Genomic DNA, 22129 nt, shown 5'->3' with positions numbered 1-22129 from the left:
ACCTTTCCATAGATGGAGGCTGCCCACTTCGTGCGCAATGCCGCCGAACGCGTGTGCCACGCGCAATTCCCATGCATTGCCCCATCAATATCCCGAGTGCCGCTAAAGAGAGGCTTGACGTCTTTCCCAGAAAATGGAATGAATATTCCGCAGGACAAATTTTACGGTTTGTTTGTTCCGTTTTCGGAACGCCGCGGGAGAGGCGGCGCAGCAAATTGCGGCTTCAGGGCAGATGCCCGGAGCTCCGGCGTGAGGAGGGTGCAGCCGGGCACCGCTTTGTGGAGGAAGTGAAAATGAAAAAGTTTATCCTGGGCACTGCGATGGCGCTCGTCATGTCGACGGCCGCCCACGCGGAAACGGTTGGCGTCTCTATGGCGAAGTTCGACGACAACTTCCTGACCGTTCTGCGCAACGGCATGACCGATTATGCTAAAACGCTTTCCGGCGTCACGCTGCAGGTCGAAGACGCACAGAACGACGTTTCCAAGCAGCAGAGCCAGATCCAGAATTTCATCGCCTCCAAGGTCGATGCCATCATCGTCAACCCCGTCGATACCGATGCGACCACGGCAATGTCGAAGCTCGCCGCCGATGCCGGCATTCCGCTGGTTTACGTCAACCGCCAGCCGGTCAACGTCGACATGCTTCCGGAAAAGCAGGCCTTCGTCGCTTCCAACGAGCAGGAATCCGGCACGCTGGAAACCAAGGAAATCTGCCGCATTCTCGGTGGCAAGGGCAAGGCCGTCGTCATCATGGGCGAGCTTTCCAACCAGGCTGCCCGCATGCGCACCCAGGACGTCCATGACGTCATCAAGACGGATGAATGCAAGGGCCTTGAGATCGTCGAAGAGCAGACGGCCAACTGGGATCGCACCCAGGGCGCCGACCTGATGACCAACTGGCTCTCCAGCGGGATCGAATTCGACGCTGTGATCTCCAACAACGACGAAATGGCGATCGGCGCCATCCAGGCGCTGAAGGCAGCCGGCAAGGATATGAGCAAGGTTGTTATCGGTGGCGTCGACGCCACCCAGGACGCGCTTGCCGCCATGCAGGCGGGTGACCTCGACGTCACCGTGTTCCAGGACGCTGCCGGCCAAGGCAAGGGCGCACTCGATACGGCGCTCAAGCTTGCCAAGGGCGAAAAGGTCGAAAAGAAGGTCTACATCCCCTTCCAGCTCGTCACCCCAGAAAACGTCAAGGACTTCGTCGCCAAGAACTGAGGCGAGTGCCAGGCAGGATGCGGGCTCTGCCCGCATCCTTTCAGTCTGTCCGTATCCGGAGGAGATGATATGGCCGTCAGTCCGACAACCATGGCAGCCGTGCGTGCGAGCGGCGCCGTTCCGAATGCGGAGTTTCTCTTGAGCGCCGAGGGCGTCCGCAAGGAGTTTCCCGGCGTCGTCGCACTCGATGATGTGCAGTTTCGGCTGAAACGCGCCTCCGTGCATGCGCTGATGGGTGAAAACGGCGCCGGCAAATCGACATTGATGAAGATCCTCGCCGGAATCTATACGCCCGATAAAGGCGATATTCGCCTCAAAGGCGTCGAGATCCAGCTGAAATCTCCGCTCGATGCGCTGGAGAACGGCATCGCCATGATCCATCAGGAGCTGAACCTGATGCCGTTCATGACGGTTGCCGAAAATATCTGGATCCGCCGCGAACCGAAGAACCGCTTCGGTTTCATTGACCATGGCGTGATGCATAACATGACCGAGGAGCTGTTTGCCCGGCTCAATATTGATATCGATCCCGATATCGAAGTCCGGCACCTCTCGGTCGCCAACCGGCAGATGGTCGAGATCGCCAAGGCGGTTTCCTATAATTCCGATGTCCTCATCATGGACGAACCCACTTCGGCCCTGACGGAGCGCGAGGTCGAGCATCTTTTCCGCATCATCCGCGACCTCAGGTCTGAGGGAATTGGCATCGTCTACATCACCCATAAGATGAACGAGCTGTTCGAGATCGCCGACGAGTTTTCCGTCTTCCGCGATGGCCGATATATAGGCACGCACGCCTCGACCGACGTCACCCGCGACGACATCATCCGCATGATGGTCGGGCGTGAGATCACCCAGATGTTTCCGAAGGAACAGGTGCCGATCGGCGAGGTCGTGCTCTCCGTCAAGGATCTTTGCCTCAACGGTGTCTTCAAGGACGTCTCCTTCGAGGTCAGGGCTGGCGAGATTCTCGGTGTGGCCGGCCTCGTCGGCTCCGGACGGTCGAATGTCGCCGAAACGCTGTTCGGCGTGACGCCGGCAAGCTCCGGCAGGATCGAACTGTTCGGCAAGCCGGTGACGATTTCCTCGCCGACCGAGGCGATCCGTCACCAAATGGCATTCCTGACGGAGGATCGCAAAGACACCGGCTGCCTGTTGATCTTGGATATTCTGGAAAACATGCAGATCGCCGTCCTGCAGGACAAATTTGTCAAGGGTGGTTTCGTCCAGCAGGGCGCACTCGAGGCGACCTGCGAAGACATGGCGAAAAGGCTGCGCGTAAAAACCCCCAATCTTTACGAGCGGGTGGAAAATCTTTCGGGCGGCAATCAGCAGAAAGTACTGATCGGGCGCTGGCTGCTCACCCATCCGAAGATCCTGATCCTCGATGAACCGACGCGCGGCATCGATGTCGGCGCCAAGGCGGAAATCCATCGGCTAGTCACGGAAATGGCTCGAAACGGCGTGGCGGTTATCATGATCTCATCCGAAATGCCCGAGGTTCTCGGCATGAGCGACCGCATCATGGTCATGCATGAGGGCCTGGTGACCGGTTTCCTCAATCGCGATGAAGCAACGCAGATCAAGGTGATGGAACTGGCTGCGCGGTAATGCGCAGCTTGGAATCGCCTAAGGGAGGTTTGATATGAGTACCAAGGCAGCAGAGGGTACGGCCCCGCTCGCAACCCGGCAGAGACGGCGGCGTATGCCGCCGGAACTCAGCATCTTCCTGGTGCTTGTCGGCATCGCGCTCATCTATGAAGCGCTCGGCTGGATTTTCATCGGCCAAAGCTTCCTGATGAATTCGCAGCGCCTGACAATCATGATCCTGCAGGTCTCCGTCATCGGCATTATCGCAGTCGGCGTCACGCAGGTCATCATAACAGGCGGCATCGATCTATCATCGGGCTCCGTCGTCGGCATGACGGCGATGATCGCAACAAGTTTCGCCCAGTCCTCCACCTGGGGGCGGGCCGTCTTTCCCTCGCTGACCGATCTTCCGGCGCTCGTGCCCATCATGATCGGTCTGCTGATCGGAGCGGCGGCGGGTCTGGCGAACGGCGCGCTCATCGCCTATACGAAGATCCCTCCGTTCATTGCAACGCTTGGCATGTTCGTTTCCGCCAGAGGTGTTGCGAAGTGGTATACGAAGGGGCAGCCGGTTTCCGGTATCACCGAGCAGTTTCATTTCATCGGGACGAAGGCGTGGCCGGTTGTCGTCTTCCTCGTCGTTGCACTGATCTTCCACATCGCGCTGCGCTACACCCGCTATGGAAAGTTCACCTACGCCATCGGCGCGAACCCCCAGGCCGCGCGCGTTTCCGGTATCAACATCGAAGCGCACCTCGTCAAAGTCTATGTGATTGCTGGATTGCTTGCTGGTCTCGCCGGCATCGTCACGGCGGCACGCGCGGAAACCGCGCAGGCGAGCATGGGTGTCGGATATGAGTTGGACGCGATCGCTGCGACCGTTATCGGCGGCACCTCGCTCACCGGCGGCGTCGGGCGCATCACCGGCACCGTCATCGGCACCATCATTCTTGGCGTCATGACCTCGGGCTTCACCTTCCTCAGGATCGACGCCTATTATCAGGAGATCGTCAAGGGCTTCATCATCGTCGCGGCCGTCGTCATCGACGTCTACCGGCAAAAGAAGCGCCGCAAGCACTGAGGACGACCATGTGATCCGATGGTTTTGCGGGGGCTTCGGCCCCCGTTTCACTTTTGGTGATGCTCCACAATGCCGATGCCCAAAAAAAGAGGTGGCGAATTCCGTCAGCTTTTCTATTCTGCCGCTTATTGGCCCGCTCGGGCAGCGCAGGAAGACAGATGCAATTCGTATTTGACGGCCACAACGACGTTCTCCTCCGGCTCTGGACACATTCAAAAGACGGCAGCGACCCGATCGTGGAATTCGTAGACGGAACGACGACCGGCCATATCGATGCGCGTCGCGCCAGGGAAGGAGGCCTCTCAGGCGGCCTCTGCGCCATCTACATTCCCTCGGGCGATCTTGTCTTCGCCGATCCGGATGCCGATGGCCGCTACATCACGCCGATGGCGGCTCCTCTCGATCCGCTGCCGTCGCTTGCCATCGCCACCGAAATGGCGGCGATCGCTTTGCGGCTCGACCAGGCAGGCGCCTGGCGGCTCTGCCGGACGGTTAAGGACATCCGCGGCGCCATGCAGGAGGGGATCTTTGCCGCCGTCATGCATATGGAAGGCTGTGAGGCTATCGGCCCCGACCTTTCGGCTCTCGAACTATTTTATGCAGCGGGACTGCGATCGCTTGGCCCGGTCTGGAGCCGGCACAACGTCTTCGGACATGGCGTACCCTTCGCTTTCCCGATGTCGCCGGATACGGCGCCCGGCCTCACCGAGGCCGGTTTCGAGCTGGTGAGGGAGTGCAATCGCCTCGGTATCCTTATCGACCTCGCCCACATTACCGAAAAGGGCTTCTGGGACGTAGCGAAGACGACGGACCAGCCGCTGGTCGCCAGCCATTCCAATGCGCATGCACTGACGCCGGTGGCGCGCAATCTGACGGATAGGCAGCTCGATGCGATCCGCGAAAGCCGCGGGCTCGTCGGCATCAACTATGCCACCGCCATGCTGCGTCCCGACGGTCGCTCGGACAGCGACACACCGCTTGCCGATATGATCCGCCACATCGACTATCTGGTGAACCGCATCGGCATCGATTGCGTCGGCCTCGGATCGGACTTCGACGGCGCAACCATTCCGGAAGAAATCGGCGACGCGGCCGGCAATCAGAAGCTGATTGCCGCTCTCCGGGAGGTTGGATATGGTGAGGCCGACCTCAAGAAACTTGCCCGTGAAAATTGGCTTCGTATTCTGGCGCAAGCTTGGCGGGAGGACCACGCCTAAAGTGCGGCGCGCCTCTCGACGCACTGAAAACGGACAATATTTTAATGGGACATGACCGACAAAACGCCTCGTAATCAATCAAGAACAGGGGAACAGACCATGATGATCGCCAAGCTCAGCCGCAATTTCCGCCTACTTTCCGCAGGAGCCGCCATTTCGCTCCTGATGATGACGGCACCCGCCGCCTTTGCCGAGACGCCCAAGGACACGCTGGTCGAAGGGTTTGCCATCGACGACATCATCACCATGGATCCGGGCGAAGCCTTCGAGCTTTCGACCGCGGAGATCACCAGCAACAGCTACAGCCTGCTCGTCCGTCTCGATCTCGCCGACACGTCCAAGGTGAAGGGTGATCTTGCCGAGAGCTGGAGCGTTTCGGATGACGGCCTCACTTATACGTTCAAGCTGAAGCCCGGCCTCAAATTCGCCTCCGGTAATCCGATTACCGCCGAAGACGTTGCATGGTCGTTCGAACGCGCCGTCAAGCTCGACAAAAGCCCGGCCTTCATCCTCACCCAGTTCGGCCTGACGGGCGACAATGTCACCGAAAAGGCCAAGGCGGCCGACGCCAATACCTTCGTCTTCACCGTGGACAAGGCCTATGCGCCGAGCTTCGTACTCAACTGCCTGACGGCGACCGTCGCCTCGGTTGTCGACAAGAAGCTCGTGATGGAACATGTGAAGGCGGTGACGCCGGATGCCGAGCATAAATACGACAATGATTTCGGCAATGAATGGCTGAAGACCGGTTATGCCGGCTCCGGCGCCTTCAAACTGCGCGAATGGCGGGCAAACGAAGTCGTCGTGCTTGAGCGGAACGACAATTATTACGGCGACAAGGCCAAGCTCAACCGCGTCATCTACCGCTATATGAAGGAAAGTTCGGCCCAGCGGCTGGCGCTCGAAGCTGGTGATATCGACATCGCCCGCAATCTGGAGCCTGGCGATATCGACGCCGTTTCCAAGAATGCCGATCTCGCCACGACAAGTGCGCCGAAAGGCACGATCTACTATGTCAGCCTGAACAACAAGAACGAGAACCTGAAGAAGCCTGAAGTCCAGGAGGCTTTCAAGTATCTGGTCGACTACGATGCGATCGGCGCGACCTTGATCAAGGGCATCGGCGAGATCCACCAGACCTTCCTGCCGAAGGGTCAACTGGGCGCCCTGGATGAAAACCCCTACAAGCTCGACGTTGCCAAGGCCAAGGAGCTCCTTGCCAAGGCCGGCCTCCCGGACGGGTTCTCGGTTACGATGGATGTGCGCAACACGCAGCCGGTGACCGGTATAGCTGAATCCATGCAGCAGACGCTGGCGCAGGCCGGCGTCAAGCTGGAAATCATTCCGGGTGACGGCAAGCAGACGCTGACCAAATATCGCGCTCGCACCCACGACATCTATATTGGTAACTGGGGATCGGATTATTTCGATCCGAACTCCAATGCCGATACCTTCACAAGTAATCCTGACAATTCGGATGCGGGCACGGTGAAGACACTCGCCTGGCGCAACACCTGGGAAGCGCCGGAACTCGATAAGCAAACCAAGGCGGCCCTGCTTGAACGCGACAGCGCCAAGCGCGCGGCAATGTATGAGGATATCCAGAAGAAGTTCCTTGCCAACAGCCCCTTCGTCATCATCTTCCAGCAGACCGAGGTGGCCGGTTATCGGAAGAATCTGAAGGAGTTCAAGCTGGGGCCGAGCTTCGACACCAACTTCGTCGGTCCGATCGCCAAGGAATAATCCGGCAGGATTAGCGGCGTGAGCACCATCGAAACCACACGGGAGGCGCGGCCCCGCAAGGGCCGTGCCGGCATCTTCGCGAAGGCGGCAGGGCGCTTCCTGTTCGCCGCCGTCACCACCTATCTCGGCCTACTGGCCGTCACCTTCTTCATCGGCCGAGTCGTACCGATCGATCCCGTGCTCGCCATTCTCGGCGACCGCGCTCCCACCCATGTCGTCGAGCGGGTGCGCCAGGAGATGGGTTTCAACCTGCCGCTCTATCAGCAGTTCTACATCTATATCAAAGGCGTCCTGTCCGGCGATTTCGGCAACTCGGTGCTGACGACCAATCCTGTCATGGTCGACATCCGCCGGGTCATGCCGGCGACGATCGAGCTCGCGACGTTGGGAACGCTGATCGGCGCCTGCGTCGGCGTGCCGCTTGGCGTTCTCGCCGCAGTGCGCCGCGGCAGCATCGCCGACCAGATCGTACGCGTCATTGGTCTCATCGGCTATTCGGTGCCGATCTTCTGGCTGGCGCTGATCTCCCTCGTCATCTTCTATGCGCAGCTGCGCTGGGTGGCTTTTCCCGGCCGAATCGACATCGTCTTCGAATATACCTTCACGCCGATCACCGGCTTCTATCTTCTGGACAGCGCCTGGCAGGGGCAATGGGATGTATTCTACGACGTCTTCCGCCACATCATCCTGCCCGCGTCGCTGCTCGGCTATTTTTCGCTTGCCTATATCAGCCGCATGACGCGCAGTTTCATGCTGAACGAGCTTTCGCAGGAATATATCGTCGCCGCGCGTGCCAAAGGTCTTTCGGAAACACGGGTGATCTGGGGCCATGCGCTGCGCAATGCCGCCGTGCCGCTCGTCACCGTCATCGCGCTTTCCTATGCCGGGCTGCTCGAAGGATCGGTGCTGACCGAGACCGTATTTTCCTGGCCGGGCATCGGGCTCTACATCACCAATTCGCTGCAGAACGCCGATATGAACGCCGTGCTCGGCGGCACGATCGTCATCGGGACGATCTTCATCGGCATCAATCTTCTGTCTGATCTTCTCTACCGGACGCTCGATCCGAGGACGCGAAACCGATGACGGCTCCTGCCAGCCCCTCTCCTGCGATGAGCCGCCGCGAATGGCTGCTTTCCGACCGGCCGCAATCGCGAAGGCAGGCCCGTCTCGGCCGCGCTTACGTCACCTGGCGGCAGTTCACGGCCAACAGGCTTGCCGTCGTCGGCCTGCTGATCATCGTCGCCCTGCTCCTCGTCGCCGCGTTCGCGGATCTCCTCGCCACGCACAACCCCGTCGTCGGCGATCTCCGCAATGCCCGCCTGCTGCCGCCGGGAACGAGCGGCTACCTGCTCGGCACGGATGATCAGGGCCGCGACATCTATTCACGGCTGATCTATGGATCGCGATTGACCCTGTTCGTAGTCGTGCTCGTCGCCATCATCTCCGCGCCGATCGGGCTGATCGTCGGCACGGTCTCAGGTTATGCCGGAGGCTGGGTAGATGCGACCCTGATGCGCATCACCGATATCTTTCTTGCCTTTCCGAAGTTGGTTTTGGCGCTCGCCTTCGTCGCCGCGCTCGGCCCCGGCATCCAGAACGCGGTCATCGCCATCGCCATCACCTCCTGGCCCCCCTATGCCCGCATCGCTCGGGCCGAGACGCTGACGGTCCGGCGTTCCGACTACATTGCGGCGGTGAAGCTGATGGGCGCCTCGCCGTTCCGCATCATCGTGCGCCATGTCATGCCGCTCTGCATTTCCTCGCTGATCGTGCGCGTGACGCTCGATATGGCCGGCATCATTCTGACAGCGGCCGGCCTCGGCTTTCTGGGTCTCGGCGCACAGCCGCCGCTGCCGGAATGGGGCGCGATGATCGCCTCGGGCCGGCGCTTCATTCTGGATCAGTGGTGGGTCGCGGCCATGCCCGGCATCGCCATTCTCATCGTCAGTCTCGGTTTTAATCTCTTAGGCGACGGCCTGCGCGATGCGCTCGATCCGAAGGAGAGCGGCCGATGACGACGCTTCTAACGGTCGACAAGCTCAAGGTCAGTTACCCCACCCGCACTGGCCTGATCGAGGCAGTGCGCGGCGTCTCCTTCACGCTCGGCAGAGAAAGGCTCGGCATCGTCGGCGAATCCGGCTCCGGCAAGTCGCAGACCGGCCGGGCGATCATGGGGCTGACGCCGAAACACGGGATCGTCACGGCCGACAGGCTCGATTTCAGCGGCATCGATCTCCTCAAGGCATCCGCCGGCGAAAGGCGCAGGTTGCGCGGCAAGCGCATCGCTATGATCCTGCAGGATCCGAAATATTCGCTCGACCCAGTCATGACGATCGGACGGCAGATCTGCGAAACGCTGCGCACTCATGAGAAGATCGGCAAAGCGGAAGCGCGCGAACGGGCGCTCGCCATGCTGGAAGCGGTGCAGATCCGCGATCCCAAACGTGTCTTCGACCTGCACCCGCACGAAGTTTCGGGCGGCATGGGACAGCGCGCCATGATCGCCATGATGCTGATTGCCGGGCCTGAACTGCTGATTGCCGACGAACCGACTTCGGCGCTCGACGTGACGGTGCAGCTCGATGTGCTGCGGATCATGGACAGGCTGGTCTCTGAGCGCGGAATGGGGCTGATCTTCGTTTCCCATGATCTGAGGCTGGTCTCTTCCTTCTGCGACCGGGTCATCGTCATGTATGCCGGCAAGATCGTCGAAGAGCTGGCGGCTGCCGATCTCAAACATGCGCAGCATCCCTATACCAGGGGACTGCTGAACTGCATGCCGGAAATCGGCGCGAACCGCCATCCGCTGCCGGTGCTCGACCGCAAGCCGGAGTGGGCGGCATGAGCGCAGCCCTCCACGTGGACAATCTCAGTGTCGCCTACGATGATTTTCATGCGCTGAAGGATGTCAGCATCAGGGTCGAGCGCGGTGAATCTTTCGGCCTCGTCGGTGAATCCGGGTCGGGCAAATCGACCTTGCTGCGCGCCGTTGCTGGACTTGCGCCCATCAGCGGCGGCGCGATCCGCATTGACGGCGAAGAGTTGAAGGGTTCGAAGCGCAGCAAGGCCTTCTATCGGCGCGTGCAGATGGTCTTCCAGGATCCCTACGGATCGCTGCATCCGCGCCAGACGATCGATCGGTTGCTGCTCGAACCGCTTGCGATCCACGCCGTTACCGACAGCGACAAGCGTATTGCCCGCGCGCTCGACGAAGTCGGTCTCGGCAATGGTTTCCGTTTCCGCTATCCGCATCAGCTTTCCGGTGGTCAGCGACAGCGTGTGGCGATCGCCAGGGCGCTGATCGTGCAACCGTCGATCCTGCTGCTCGACGAGCCGACATCGGCGCTCGACGCCTCGGTGCAGGCGGAGGTGCTGAACCTGCTCGAACAGATACGCCGCGACCGCAAGCTCACTTTCGTCATGGTCAGCCATGACCTCGGCGTCATCACCCATATGTGCGAAAGGCTCGCGGTGATGCGCAGCGGCGATGTCGTCGAACGATTGAGCTCGGAAGAGCTGGCGCGGAGCGCGGTCAAGGAGGATTACACGAAAAATCTGATGATCGCGAGCAAGGGTTTCGTCAAAGCCTAAAGGTAATCATTTCAAGCCATTGAAAAGAAAAGGCCGGTGGGGGCGTTAAGGATAATGTTCCCTTAAAAGACGACCATTCGACTAGACTATTGACAGCCGCCGCGCTTCTGTCATGATCCTGTTAACGATTGTTAGCTTTCGTGATCGATGGAGGTCGAGGCATGTTCTTTCTCGGTGGGATGACCATGGGCTATCTCGATCCTCCCGTAAAAGCCGATCGCAAGGAACAGATCACGGTCTCCATACCGGCGGAACAGGACCGGCGCCTGATCGGGACCGAGACCTCCGATCTGCAGCAGAACGAGAACGCCATCGAGCGCTCCCTGATCTGGGCATGGCGCACGCTCTGCTAAAGAGCGGTTGAATTTTCTCTTCCGCCCGCTCTGGAAGGAAATTTATATCTACCTACCTGATAGGGAATAAGAAATATAACAGCGAGCCGCACAACCGGCCGAACGAGAACAACGGAGGCGACACATGGCAGAGCTGGGTATTTCGCATACTCACGTGAACCACTATGGTTCGGTAGCCACCAAGAAGCCGCACGCGACGCGCCACAGGCTTCAGACGGTGCTCCATGGGACGATCTTCACCGCGGCATTCCTGTTCGTGGTGGCAATGGTCTGCGGCGTCCTCGGATAGTCGGCAGATGATAGGCCTCGGCACGTGCCGGGGCCGCCTGCGCCTCATGCGGCGCGTTACCTCGCTCGGGGCAAGCCCGATCAAAGCGCAGCCAGACCATGATCTGGCGAACCATCCTCCTATCGACAAGCCGCGGCCGGGCCGCAAGGTTGCGACATGCACGGCGCTCTGCCTTGCGCAGCAAGCGCGCCGGCCCGCTCGGCTCACCATTCTTGACTTGAATTATCGCGATAGTGTCCAACTTTTCGCCATGGTTTTGCGGAGAGGGTATTGATCGACCTTCAGGCCGCGCTGGACCAAGGCTAGGCCCGGTTACATCGCTTGCCCAGACGTCATTCACCCGGCTTCATCGATCTTCGAAGAATCGGGCCCCGTTCATGTAGCAGTCATGATAAGCAGTGCAAAAGGCTGAGCAAAACAGCCATAACTTTGTTTGGATCCAGAACCGAACCCATGTCTATTGCCAATCTTTCTCCGAGCCTTCCGCGCGAATCCGATACGAAGCAGATTGATCACAATGATTCGATCCGCTCGACCTATCTTTCCATCGAGGACATCAAGGCGATGGGCGAAGCGGTCGTCGTCAACGGCGTCGACAAGCTGCCGGCTTTCGCACCCTTTGATTTCTTCGCGCGCCACAAGGAAAACGAGAAGGAAATTCTGCGCGTCTACCGCACCACGGCAACCGACGTCGAGGCCGGAGAGACGATCACGCCGGCGGCGGAATGGCTGCTGGACAATCACTACATCGTCGAAGAGGCGATCCAGGAGGTGCGGCGCGACTTTCCCCGGCGCTTCTACCGCGAACTGCCGACGATGCGTGTCGGCGGCGTCGACATTCCGCGCACGCTGGTGCTTGCCTGGCTCTACGTCGCCCATACCCACAGCACGATCTCGCAGGAAAGCCTGACGGCGCTGGTCGACGGCTTCCAGAGCAGGGAGACGCTGAGGATCGGCGAACTCTGGGCACTGCCCTCGCTGGTGCGCTATGTGCTGGTGGAAAACCTTCGCCGCATTTCGAGCCGTGTCGAAGCCAGCCGCCGCCTGCGCCGGCGCGCCAATGAGGCGGCCGACGAATTGGTGCGCCTGACCGATCCGGCCAAGGCGGCCGCCTATCTGAAGACGCTGGAACCGCTTGCCGAAGACAATACCTTCTCGACGCAGTTCCTCTATCGCCTGCGTGACGGCTCACAGACGTCGAGTCTGGCGATCACCTGGCTCGATGAACGCCTGGAAGAGCTTGGTCGCAACACCGAAGAGGCGACGACGGCCGAACACAGCCGTCTCTCTTCCGGCAACGTGACGATGGGCAACATCATCCGTAGTCTGCGCGAGATCGACGATACCGAATGGTCGGTCTGGGTCGAACAGGTCAGCCATGTCGACAAGCTGCTCTGGGAGCATTCGGATTACGGCATCCTCGATTCCGGTTCACGAAACAAATACCGCAAGCAGATCGAGAAACTGGCCAAGCGCTCGCCGCTGACCGAAATGCAAATCGCCCAGCTGGCGCTCGACATGACCGAGGCCGCCAAGGCCTCCGACGAGCCGCAGCCACATGAGCCGAATGTCGGTGGCTTCTTGTCCGGCGCGCAACGGCCGAAGCTCGAGGCGCGGGCGAATTATCGCCCGACGATCACCCAGCACTTCGTGCGCGCCGTGCGCCGGTTCAACTGGCTGTCGATCGCGCTGCCCGTCATGCTGCTGACGATCATCGCCATGGCGATCGTCGGCAGGTTCATGGCAAGTGCCGGAATGGGCGCCATCGAAATCGCAATCCTGCTGATCATGTTCTCATTGCCGGCCTCGGAGGGCGCAACAGGTCTCTTTAATACCCTGCTGTCCTTCTTCGTCACCCCGGCCCGCCTCGTCGGCTACGAGTTCAAGGAAGGCATTCCGGAGGATGCGCGCACGCTGCTCGTGGTGCCCTGCCTGATCTCGAACCGCGACAGCGTCGACGATCAGGTGCGCAATCTCGAAGTTCATTATCTCGCCAATCCGCGTGGAGAGATTTATTTCGCGATGCTCAGCGATTGGCCCGACAGCGATGCCGAGGAAACGCCTGCCGATCTCGAGGTTCTCGACTATGCAAGACGCGAGATCGCTAATCTTTCCGCCCGCTATGCCTATGACGGCAAGACGCGTTTCTACCTGCTGCATCGCCGCCGCCTCTACAATCCCTCGGAAGGTGTGTGGATGGGCTGGGAGCGCAAGCGCGGCAAGCTGCATGAGCTGAACATGCTGCTGCGCGGCGACCGCGACACGACCTATCTGCCCGGCGCCAACACCGTGCCCGCCAATGTGCAATATGTCATGACGCTCGATGCCGACACACGCCTGATGCGCGATGCCGTCACCAAGCTCGTCGGCAAGCTCTATCATCCGATCAACCGACCGGTCATCAATCCGAAGACCGGACGCGTCGAGAGCGGCTATGGCGTGCTGCAGCCGCGTGTGACGCCATCGCTGACCACGGGCAAGGATGCCTCGGTCTTCCAACGCGTCTTCTCGATCAATCGCGGTCTCGACCCCTATGTCTTCACCGTGTCCGACGTCTATCAGGATCTCGCCGGCGAAGGCACGTTCACCGGCAAGGGCCTCTATCACGTCGATGCTTTCGAAGCCTCGCTGAAGGGCCGCATCGAGGAGAACTCGGTGCTCAGCCACGACCTTCTCGAAGGCTCGATGGCGCGCTGTGCGCTCGTCACCGATCTCGAATTGGTCGAGGATTTCCCGATCCGCTATGAGGTGGAGACCTCGCGCCAGCATCGCTGGGCGCGCGGCGACTGGCAGCTCCTGCCCTATATGTTCAATCCGAAATACGGCGTTACGGCCCTTGGCCGCTGGAAGATGTTCGATAATCTTCGCCGTTCGCTGACGCCGATCGCATGGTTCTTCGCCTCCGTGCTCGGCTGGTATTTCATGGGTCCGCTCGGCGCGCTCGTCTGGCAGATTCTCTTGATCTTCTGCCTGTTCGTGGCGCCGACGCTGTCGCTCATCAACGGCATCATCCCGCGCACCAGCGATATCGTCGCCCGCGCCCATCTCTATACGGTCTGGTCGGATATCACCGCTGCCAATGCGCAGGTCGCATTGCGGATCGTCTTCATCGCCGATTCGGCGGCGATGATGGCGGATGCGATCGGCCGGTCGCTCTACCGGCTGTTCGTCAGCCGCAAGCTGATGCTGCAGTGGCGGACCGCCGCCAGCGTCCAGGCAGGCGGCCAAGGCACCCTCGCCTCTTATTACAGGCAGATGTGGCATGCGCCGGTACTGGCGCTGCTGGCGCTCGGTTTCGCAGCCCTTCCCGGCGGCAACGCTTTCCTCGTCGGCATCCCCTTCGCGCTTTTATGGATTCTCTCGCCTGTCGTCGCCTGGTATGTCAGCCAGTCGGCCGAGACCGAGGACCGGCTCGAGGTCGCCGATTCCGTATCGAGCGAGCTGCGCAAGATCGCCCGGCGCACCTGGCGTTATTTCGAGACCTTCACCACGCCTGAACAAAATTATCTGCCGCCGGACAATATCCAGGAAACGCCGCACGTCATCGTGGCGGCGCGCACCTCGCCGACCAATATCGGCGTCTATCTGCTCTCCGTCGTTTCTGGCCGGCATTTCGGCTGGTTCTCCTTTGAGGAGACGCTCGAGCGGCTGGAGCAGACGATCGCGACGATCGACAAGATGGAGAAATTCCGCGGCCACCTGTTTAACTGGTATCACACCGATACGCTGCAGACGCTCGGGCCGCGTTACGTCTCTGCCGTCGACAGCGGCAATCTCGCCGGCCACCTCATCGCGATTTCCTCGGCCTGCCGCAACTGGGCTGAGGCGCCGTCGGCCCACATGCAGGGCAATCTCGACGGCGTCGGCGACACCGCCGGCATCCTCGGCGAAGTGCTGGCGGACCTGCCCGACGACCGCAAGACCGTGCGCCCGTTGCGCCGGCGCCTGGAAGAACGGATCGTCGGCTTCCAGAATGCGCTTGCCGCCGTCAAGCGCGAGCACGAGTTCGCCTCGATCCGCATCATCAACCTCGCCGTTCTCGCACGCGACATCGAAAAGCTCGCCGCCAATCTCGACCATGAGGTCAAGTCGAAGCAGAGCGAAGAGGTCACCCAATGGGCGGCGTCGCTGGTCAAGGTCTGCGAGGCGCATATATCAGACAGCACCTTCGATCTCTCCAAGGTCGATGCCCTCAGGCCGCGCCTGGTGGCGTTGCGCGACAAGGCCCGCGATCTCGCCTTCTCGATGGATTTCGGCTTCCTGTTCCGGCCGGAACGGCGCCTGCTGTCGATCGGCTACCGCGTCGAAAGCGGCGAACTCGACCAGGCCTGCTACGACCTTCTCGCCTCGGAATGCCGCCTGACCAGCCTCTTCGGCATCGCCAAGGGCGACCTGCCGACGGAACACTGGTATCGTCTGGGCCGCCAGGTCGTGCCGGTGGGTTCACGCGGCGCGCTGGTCTCCTGGTCCGGCTCGATGTTCGAATATCTGATGCCGCCGCTCGTCATGCAGGAGCGTGGCGGGGGTATTCTCAATCAGACGAACAATCTGGTCGTCATCGAGCAGATGAATTATGCCCGCAAGCTCGGTATCCCGTGGGGCATTTCGGAAGCGGCTTTCAATGCCCGCGACCATAACCTCAATTACCAGTACACGAATTTCGGTGTGCCGACGCTCGGTCTCAAGCGCGGCCTCGGCCACAATGCCGTCATCGCCCCCTATGCTTCGCTGCTGGCCAGCCAGTACGACCCGCCGGGCGCGCTCGAAAACCTGCAGAGGCTGCGCAAGGTCGGCGCACTCGGCAAGTTCGGCTTCCACGACGCGGTCGATTTCACGCCGACGCGCGTGCCGGAAGGCAAGAAATGCGCGGTGGTCTACAATTATTATGCCCACCATCACGGCATGTCGATCGCGGCCGTCGCCAACGTCGCCTTCAACGGCCATCTGCGCGAACTCTTCCACTCCGACCCGGTGATCGAGGCGGCGGAGCTTCTGCTGCAGGAAAAGGCGCCCCGCGACATTCCCGTCATGAGCGGCAAGCATGAATCCGATACGCCGGCCAGCATTCAGGACGATCTCATGCGGCCGGAAATCAGGAAGATCAGCGATCCCCTTTCGCGCGACCGCGAGCTCGTCTTCCTGTCGAACGGCCATTATTCCATGATGCTGACGGCGACGGGCGCCGGTTATTCCCGCTGGAACGGCCTTTCCGTTTCCCGCTGGAAGGCCGATCCGACCGAAGACCGCTGGGGCACCTTCATCTTCCTGCGCGATACCGCCACCAACGAATGGTGGTCGGCGACAGCGGAGCCGAAGGGTGTCGAGGGCGAAAAGATCAAGGTCGAATTCGCCGACGAAAAGGCGCAGTTCACCAAGACGGTCGGCGACCTGACGAGCGAGGTGGAGTGCATCATCGCCACCGAGCACGATGCCGAAGCCCGTCGTGTCACCCTGCTCAACATGGGAACGGAAGATCGTTTCATCGAAGTCACGTCCTATCTCGAACCGGTGATCACCTCGGATGATACCGACAGCGCGCATCCGGCATTCGCCCGCATGTTCGTCAAGACCGAGATCGGCAAGCGCGGCGACGTCATCCGCGCCGAACGCAACAAGCGTGATCCGAACGATCCGAACATCAGCCTCGCACATCTGATCGTCGACAATGCCGGCGACACCCGTCACACCGAATTCGAAACCGATCGGCGCAAGTTCATCGGTCGCGGCCGCAGCCTCGCCGACGCGGCGGCGTTCGATCCGGGTGCGACACTTTCCGGCAGCGACGGCTTCACGCTTGATCCCGTGATGTCGTTGCGCCGCACCGTGCGGGTGCCGGCTGGCAAGAAGGTCAGCGTGTTCTTCTGGACGATTGCCGCGCCAAGCCGCGACGAGGTCGACAAGGCGGTCAATCGCTATCGTCATCCCGACGCCTTCAACCACGAGCTCGTCCAGGCCTGGACGCGCACGCAGGTGCAGATGCGCCATGTCGGCGTCACCTCGCAGCAGGCGGCAGCGTTCCAGCATCTCGGGCGCTACCTCGTCTATCCCGACATGCAGCTGCGCAAGGATGAGGCGACGGTCGAGGCCGGGCTGCAATCGCAATCGGCGCTCTGGCCGCTGGCTATCTCCGGCGATTTCCCGATCTTCACGTTGCGCGTCGACGACGACATGGATCTCGATATCGCCCGCGAGGCACTGCTGGCGCAGGAATATCTGCGTTCGCGCGGCGTCACCGCCGATCTCGTCATCATGAACGAACGCGCCTCTTCCTATGCGCAGGACATGCAACACGCGCTCGACGCCATGTGCGAGAACGTACGCCGCATGGGTCAGGCCGACGGCTTGCGCCAGCATATTTTCGCGGTTCGCAAGGACCTGATGGAGGAAAACACCTACAAGGCATTGATCGCGGCTTCCCGCGTCACCCTGCATGCGAAGAACGGCAAGGTCGTCGATCAGATCAACCGCGCTGTCGCCCTCTTTGCGCCGTCAAAGGATGAACTGCAGGAGATGGAGCGCGCCGAGCGCAACAGGGCGCCGGTCAAGCGCATCGCGCCGGTGCCGCCGCCCGTGGTGCCGGCCGTTGCCATCGAGGAGGAAGGCGACCTCGACTTCTGGAATGGCATTGGCGGCTTTGCGCGCGACGGCCGCGAATATGTCGTTCGCCTGCCCGGCGGTCATGCGACGCCGCAGCCTTGGATCAACGTCATTTCCAACGACAGCTTCGGTTTCCACGTGTCGGCTGAAGGCGCAGGTTTCACCTGGAGCGTCAACTCGCGCGATTATCAGCTGACGTCCTGGTCGAACGATGCGGTGATCAACCGGTCGGGCGAGGCCTTCTATCTCGCCGATCTCGAAAGCGGCGCCGTCATGACGCCGTTCGCAGCGCTTTCGCGCCGGCCGGATATCCGGTTCGAAGCCCGCCACGGACTCGGCTATTCGGTCTTCTCCACCGTTCAGCACGAGATCGCGCTCGAGCTGACGCAGACGATCGACCGCGAGAAGCCGGTGAAACTGCAGCGCCTGCGCCTGCGCAACACCGGTTCGACCGGCCGCAAGCTGCGTCTCTACGGTTACGTCGAATGGGTTCTTGGCAGCAACCCGGGACGCACTGCGCCCTTCATTCTGTCGAGCCATGACGAGGAGACGGGGGCGCTGTTTGCCACCAATCCCTACAGCATCGATTTTTCCAACCGAACCGCCTTCTTCGCGGCGAGCGAGAAGCTTTCAAGCTTCTCGGCAAGCCGGCGCGAATTTATCGGCAAGGCTGGCACGATCCAGATGCCTCAGGCCGTCACCTCCGCAGCCCCGCTTTCGGGCATCACCGAGCTCGATGGCGATCCGGCCGCGGCTCTGGCGATCGACATCGAACTCGGGGCCGGCGAAGAGCGCGACGTCACCTTCTTGCTAGGCGATACGCCGACGGAGGAAGAAGCGCGCGCCTTTATCGCCGAGATCCGCAAGTCTTCGTTCGACGATGCGGTCGAGGCAAACCGCGCCTTCTGGCGGGATTTCACCGGCAGGCTGCAGATCTCCACGCCAGATCGCGGGATGAACAATCTCGTCAACACCTGGCTGCCCTATCAGAGCCTCGGCTGCCGCATCATGGCCCGCACCGCCTTCTACCAGGCAAGCGGCGCCTTCGGTTTCCGCGACCAGTTGCAGGATACGCTGGCCTTCCTGATGCACGAACCCTCGATCGCCCGGCGTCAGATTCTGAATGCCGCCTCAAGGCAGTTCCGCGAAGGTGATGTTCAGCATTGGTGGCTGCCGGGAACGGGTGCGGGCGTTCGCACCTTGATTTCGGACGACGTCGTCTGGCTGAGCTACGCGATCCACCATTATTGCAGCGTCACCGGCGACAAGACCGTGCTCGACGAGGAGCTTGCCTTTCTGGAAGGACCCGCTCTCCTCGAAGGTCAGCACGACTCGTTCTACAAACCGGAGATTTCGGAGGACAAGGCGAGCGTCTACGAACATGCGGCCCTGGCGCTCGATCTCGCCATCGCCCGCAAGGGCGCAAACGGTCTGCCGCTGTTCCTCGGCGGCGACTGGAACGACGGCATGAACCGCGTCGGCATCGGCGGGCGCGGCACCAGCGTCTGGCTTGGCTGGTTCCTGGCGGGTGCATTGCGCGCCTTCATTCCCTATGCCGAAGAGCGCGGCGATTCGGCCCGAGTGGACCTCTGGTCCGCCCATCTCGCCGAATTAAAGAAGGCGCTCGAAACTGCGGCGTGGGACGGCAGCTACTATCGCCGCGGCACATTCGACGACGGCGCGCTGCTTGGCTCCAAGGAGAGCCCGGAATGCCGGATCGACTCGATCGCACAATCCTGGAGCGTTCTGTCCGGCGAAGGCGACCCGGCTCGTGCCGGAAAGGCGATGGATGCCGTGCTCGACCAACTGGTCGATGAGGAGGCGCGCATCATCCGACTGTTCACGCCGCCTTTCGTCAATTCCGCCAGGGATCCCGGTTACATCAAGGCCTATCCGCCGGGCGTGCGTGAAAACGGCGGGCAATATACCCATGCCGCGACCTGGGTGGTGATGGCGCTTGCGGAACTGAAGCGGGGCGACGACGCGCTGCGCTGCTTCCAGATCCTCAATCCGATCACGCATGCGCTCGACAAGGCTTCGGCCGAACAATACCGGGTCGAACCCTATGTCGTGGCAGCTGACGTCTATGGGCATGAGCCTTATACGTCGCGCGGCGGCTGGACCTGGTATACCGGATCGGCCGGCTGGCTCTACCGAGCCGCCGTCGAGGGCATTCTGGGGATCCGGTTGAAGGACGGCCGGCTCCATGTGCGTCCGTCGCTTCCGTCGGAATGGGACGGTTTTGCGGCGGAGGTGGAGCGGGGCGGCGTCAAATACCGCATTTCGGTCTCAAAAGCGTCCAATGCCAGCGGCTACACTCTGTCGATCAACGGCAGCGAAGTCACCGATCCCGAAGAGGGATATCCGCTCGGATAACAGCGTTCTCCACGCTGAAGAACACGGCGATTCGCGACGGCCAAAAGGGAACCCTTTTGGCCGTCGTCGCGTTTGCAAAACCGGACAACAGGAGAAACCCATATGGCAAGCACGCTGACCGAAGCCATCGGCACCGAGCGCAGTTCCTCATCCGCAGCTGCGACGGGGCGCGATACAAGGCTTGACGTGCTGCGTGGCCTGGCCCTGATCATGATTTTCATCAATCATGTGCCCGGACAGATCTTCGAATATGTGACGACGAAGAATTTTGGTTTTTCCGACGCCGCCGAGGCCTTCGTCCTGATCTCCGGCATCGCCGTCGGTCTCGCCTATGGTTCCCGCTTCAAGCCGGGGGGCCGCATCAAGACGGCGATCAAGGCGGCGCGGCGTGCCTTCACGCTCTACCTTGCGCATATGATCACCACCTTCATGACGCTGGCGCTCTTCATCTGTGGTGCCTGGCTGTTCCACCGGCCGGGGCTGCTGGTCGAGATCAACATCCTGGCGGTTCTGATGAACCTGAAGGAAGGCATTCCGGCGCTGCTGCTGCTCGGTCACCAGATCGGCTACAACAACATCCTGCCGATGTATGGCGCATTGTTGCTGATGGTGCCGATCATCCTGCTCCTCAACGAGCGAAGCCCGCTTCTGGCGCTCGCGGTTTCCGGCACGGTCTGGCTGCTGGCCGGCATTTACGAAGTGGCGCCGCACAATTTGCTGATAGAGGGCTACTGGTTCCTCAATCCGCTCTCCTGGCAGTTCCTGTTTTCGATTGGCATTATTTCGATCCTGCATATCAAGCGCGGCGGCACGATCCCGCGGCATCCGTTGTTGTTTGCGGCTGCCGCCTTCTATGTCCTGCTGTCCTTCGTCTGGGTAACCGGCCATCTCTGGATTTTCGGTAATTCGCTGGCAGCGCTTGGCCTGCCCACCGTCATCACCGGTTTCGACAAGACTTTCCTGTCGCTGCCGCGGCTGCTGCATGTGCTGGCGCTAACCTACCTCATCATCAGCATCCCGGCGTTCTCCCGCATCCTGCGGCGTCCCGCCGACCACCCGCTGACGATCCTCGGCCGCCATTCGCTGAACATCTTCGTCGCCGGCACGATCCTCGCCATGATCGGCCAGGTCGTGCTCTATATCACCAACAAGGATCCGCTGGTCGGCCCGTTCTTCGTCATCGCGGGCATTGCGACACAATTCGCCTATGCCTATTATCTCGAGCACAAGCGCCAGCTGGGCAAAATCAAGCACAAGCTCGTGACGGAGATTGCCGCCGTCCCTGTGCCTGTGCGGGTCGGCGGAGCGGCAAATACCTATCGCCGCACCAATCGGAAATAGGGTCCACCGGTCTGATTGAACGGCCGCGGGCTTAGCGGCGTCCCGAAATCGCATTGAAAGCCCCGCGGCATTGCAGCGCCTTTCGCGCGTCTGAAAAGACGCGCTGCGCTGTAATGCCGCCGGCTCAACTTTTATGAACGAGAATATTCACCAGCCGGCCGAAAGGATCGCGCACGTAGAAGCGCCTGACGCCCCAGGGCTCGTCGGCCGGACCGTATTCGATCGGAATGCCGGCGCCAGACATCGCCTCGAAAGCAGCATCGAGATCATCCACCTCGATGGAGAGATCGGGCACCGGAGTCCCGGAACCGCCTTGGCTCGCGACACTGAGCTGAACCTTCATGGAAGTATTCGCGCCGAACGTGACGATCCAGCCGAGATCCATCATCAGATCGAGCCCGAGAATATCCTGATAGAAGCGTTTGGCGGCCATGAGGTCGGGCGCCTGGATATTGGCAACGATGCGCAGGACTTTCATGCCGCTCTCCTGAGTATCGGGTAAGGACAAGAATTTAGAGGGGATCGGTGGCGCGATCAATCAGTCCCGCCGCCAGACATGTAGTGCCTCTGACGACATCCCCTGCGCCGCCTTCTGTCTCTACCCTTGCCTAGAGCGGATCATTGCTTATCGGAATCGGTTCTGGATTCCCAAATCAGCAGATTTGTGATTCATGCTGGATGCTGGAATGGAGGCCAGCATCCATGACGCGACCCTATTCGAATGA

General features: G+C 60.9%; 14 protein-coding genes. 13 read left to right on the top strand and 1 reads right to left on the bottom strand.

Translation table 11 applies throughout. The features are described 5' to 3' along the window. Window positions 1-293: 293 nt before the first annotated feature. From FHT70_RS28260 to opgC, 13 genes are all read left to right on the top strand, one after another. Window positions 294-1223 (top strand): sugar ABC transporter substrate-binding protein, encoded by a 930-nt coding sequence (locus tag FHT70_RS28260; protein ID WP_183706408.1) that lies wholly within the window; start codon window positions 294-296, stop codon window positions 1221-1223. A 69-nt stretch (window positions 1224-1292) separates the two neighbouring features. Beyond that, window positions 1293-2834: a sugar ABC transporter ATP-binding protein gene (locus FHT70_RS28255; protein WP_097598234.1), complete on the top strand. Its 1542-nt coding sequence runs from the start codon at window positions 1293-1295 to the stop codon at window positions 2832-2834. Between the two features lie 34 nt (window positions 2835-2868). Further along, window positions 2869-3894: an ABC transporter permease gene (locus FHT70_RS28250; protein WP_085779791.1), complete on the top strand. Its 1026-nt coding sequence runs from the start codon at window positions 2869-2871 to the stop codon at window positions 3892-3894. A gap of 158 nt (window positions 3895-4052) precedes the next feature. Further along, the gene (locus tag FHT70_RS28245; RefSeq protein WP_183706406.1) at window positions 4053-5111 is read left to right on the top strand and encodes a dipeptidase; all 1059 of its coding nucleotides are present in this window, start codon (window positions 4053-4055) and stop codon (window positions 5109-5111) included. 99 nt (window positions 5112-5210) lie between these two features. Further along, a complete protein-coding gene (locus tag FHT70_RS28240) occupies window positions 5211-6854 on the top strand; it encodes an ABC transporter substrate-binding protein (protein ID WP_183706404.1) in 1644 nt (547 codons plus the stop codon). An 18-nt stretch (window positions 6855-6872) separates the two neighbouring features. Next, window positions 6873-7940, top strand: coding sequence for an ABC transporter permease (locus FHT70_RS28235; protein ID WP_183706402.1), 1068 nt, complete (start codon window positions 6873-6875; stop codon window positions 7938-7940). Beyond that, entirely contained in the window at window positions 7937-8872 is a 936-nt protein-coding gene (locus FHT70_RS28230; protein ID WP_097598239.1) for an ABC transporter permease, read from the top strand. The genes FHT70_RS28235 and FHT70_RS28230 overlap by 4 nt, the downstream gene beginning before the upstream one ends. Continuing rightward, a complete protein-coding gene (locus tag FHT70_RS28225) occupies window positions 8869-9702 on the top strand; it encodes an ABC transporter ATP-binding protein (protein WP_085779796.1) in 834 nt (277 codons plus the stop codon). The genes FHT70_RS28230 and FHT70_RS28225 overlap by 4 nt, the downstream gene beginning before the upstream one ends. Further along, window positions 9699-10448, top strand: a complete 750-nt coding sequence (locus tag FHT70_RS28220) for an ABC transporter ATP-binding protein (protein WP_183706400.1) — start codon at window positions 9699-9701, stop codon at window positions 10446-10448. The genes FHT70_RS28225 and FHT70_RS28220 overlap by 4 nt, the downstream gene beginning before the upstream one ends. Before the next feature lie 161 nt (window positions 10449-10609). Further along, the gene (locus FHT70_RS28215; RefSeq protein ID WP_183706398.1) at window positions 10610-10801 is read left to right on the top strand and encodes a hypothetical protein; all 192 of its coding nucleotides are present in this window, start codon (window positions 10610-10612) and stop codon (window positions 10799-10801) included. 124 nt (window positions 10802-10925) lie between these two features. Further along, entirely contained in the window at window positions 10926-11090 is a 165-nt protein-coding gene (locus tag FHT70_RS28210) for a hypothetical protein (protein WP_020922541.1), read from the top strand. A gap of 453 nt (window positions 11091-11543) precedes the next feature. Beyond that, window positions 11544-20063: a glucoamylase family protein gene (locus tag FHT70_RS28205; protein ID WP_183706396.1), complete on the top strand. Its 8520-nt coding sequence runs from the start codon at window positions 11544-11546 to the stop codon at window positions 20061-20063. A gap of 102 nt (window positions 20064-20165) precedes the next feature. Beyond that, a complete protein-coding gene (gene opgC, locus FHT70_RS28200; protein WP_183706394.1) occupies window positions 20166-21404 on the top strand; it encodes an OpgC domain-containing protein in 1239 nt (412 codons plus the stop codon). 124 nt (window positions 21405-21528) lie between these two features. Here opgC and FHT70_RS28195 read toward each other — a convergent pair whose 3' ends face one another. After that, window positions 21529-21882, bottom strand: coding sequence for a VOC family protein (locus FHT70_RS28195; RefSeq protein ID WP_183706392.1), 354 nt, complete (start codon window positions 21880-21882; stop codon window positions 21529-21531). Between the last annotated feature and the right edge of the window lie 247 nt (window positions 21883-22129).

Source organism: Rhizobium sp. BK049, assembly GCF_014193135.1.
Taxonomy (GTDB): Bacteria; Pseudomonadota; Alphaproteobacteria; order Rhizobiales; family Rhizobiaceae; genus Rhizobium.
Note: the sequence above shows the minus strand (reverse complement) of the source record. Positions and strands in the feature narration are given on the sequence as shown.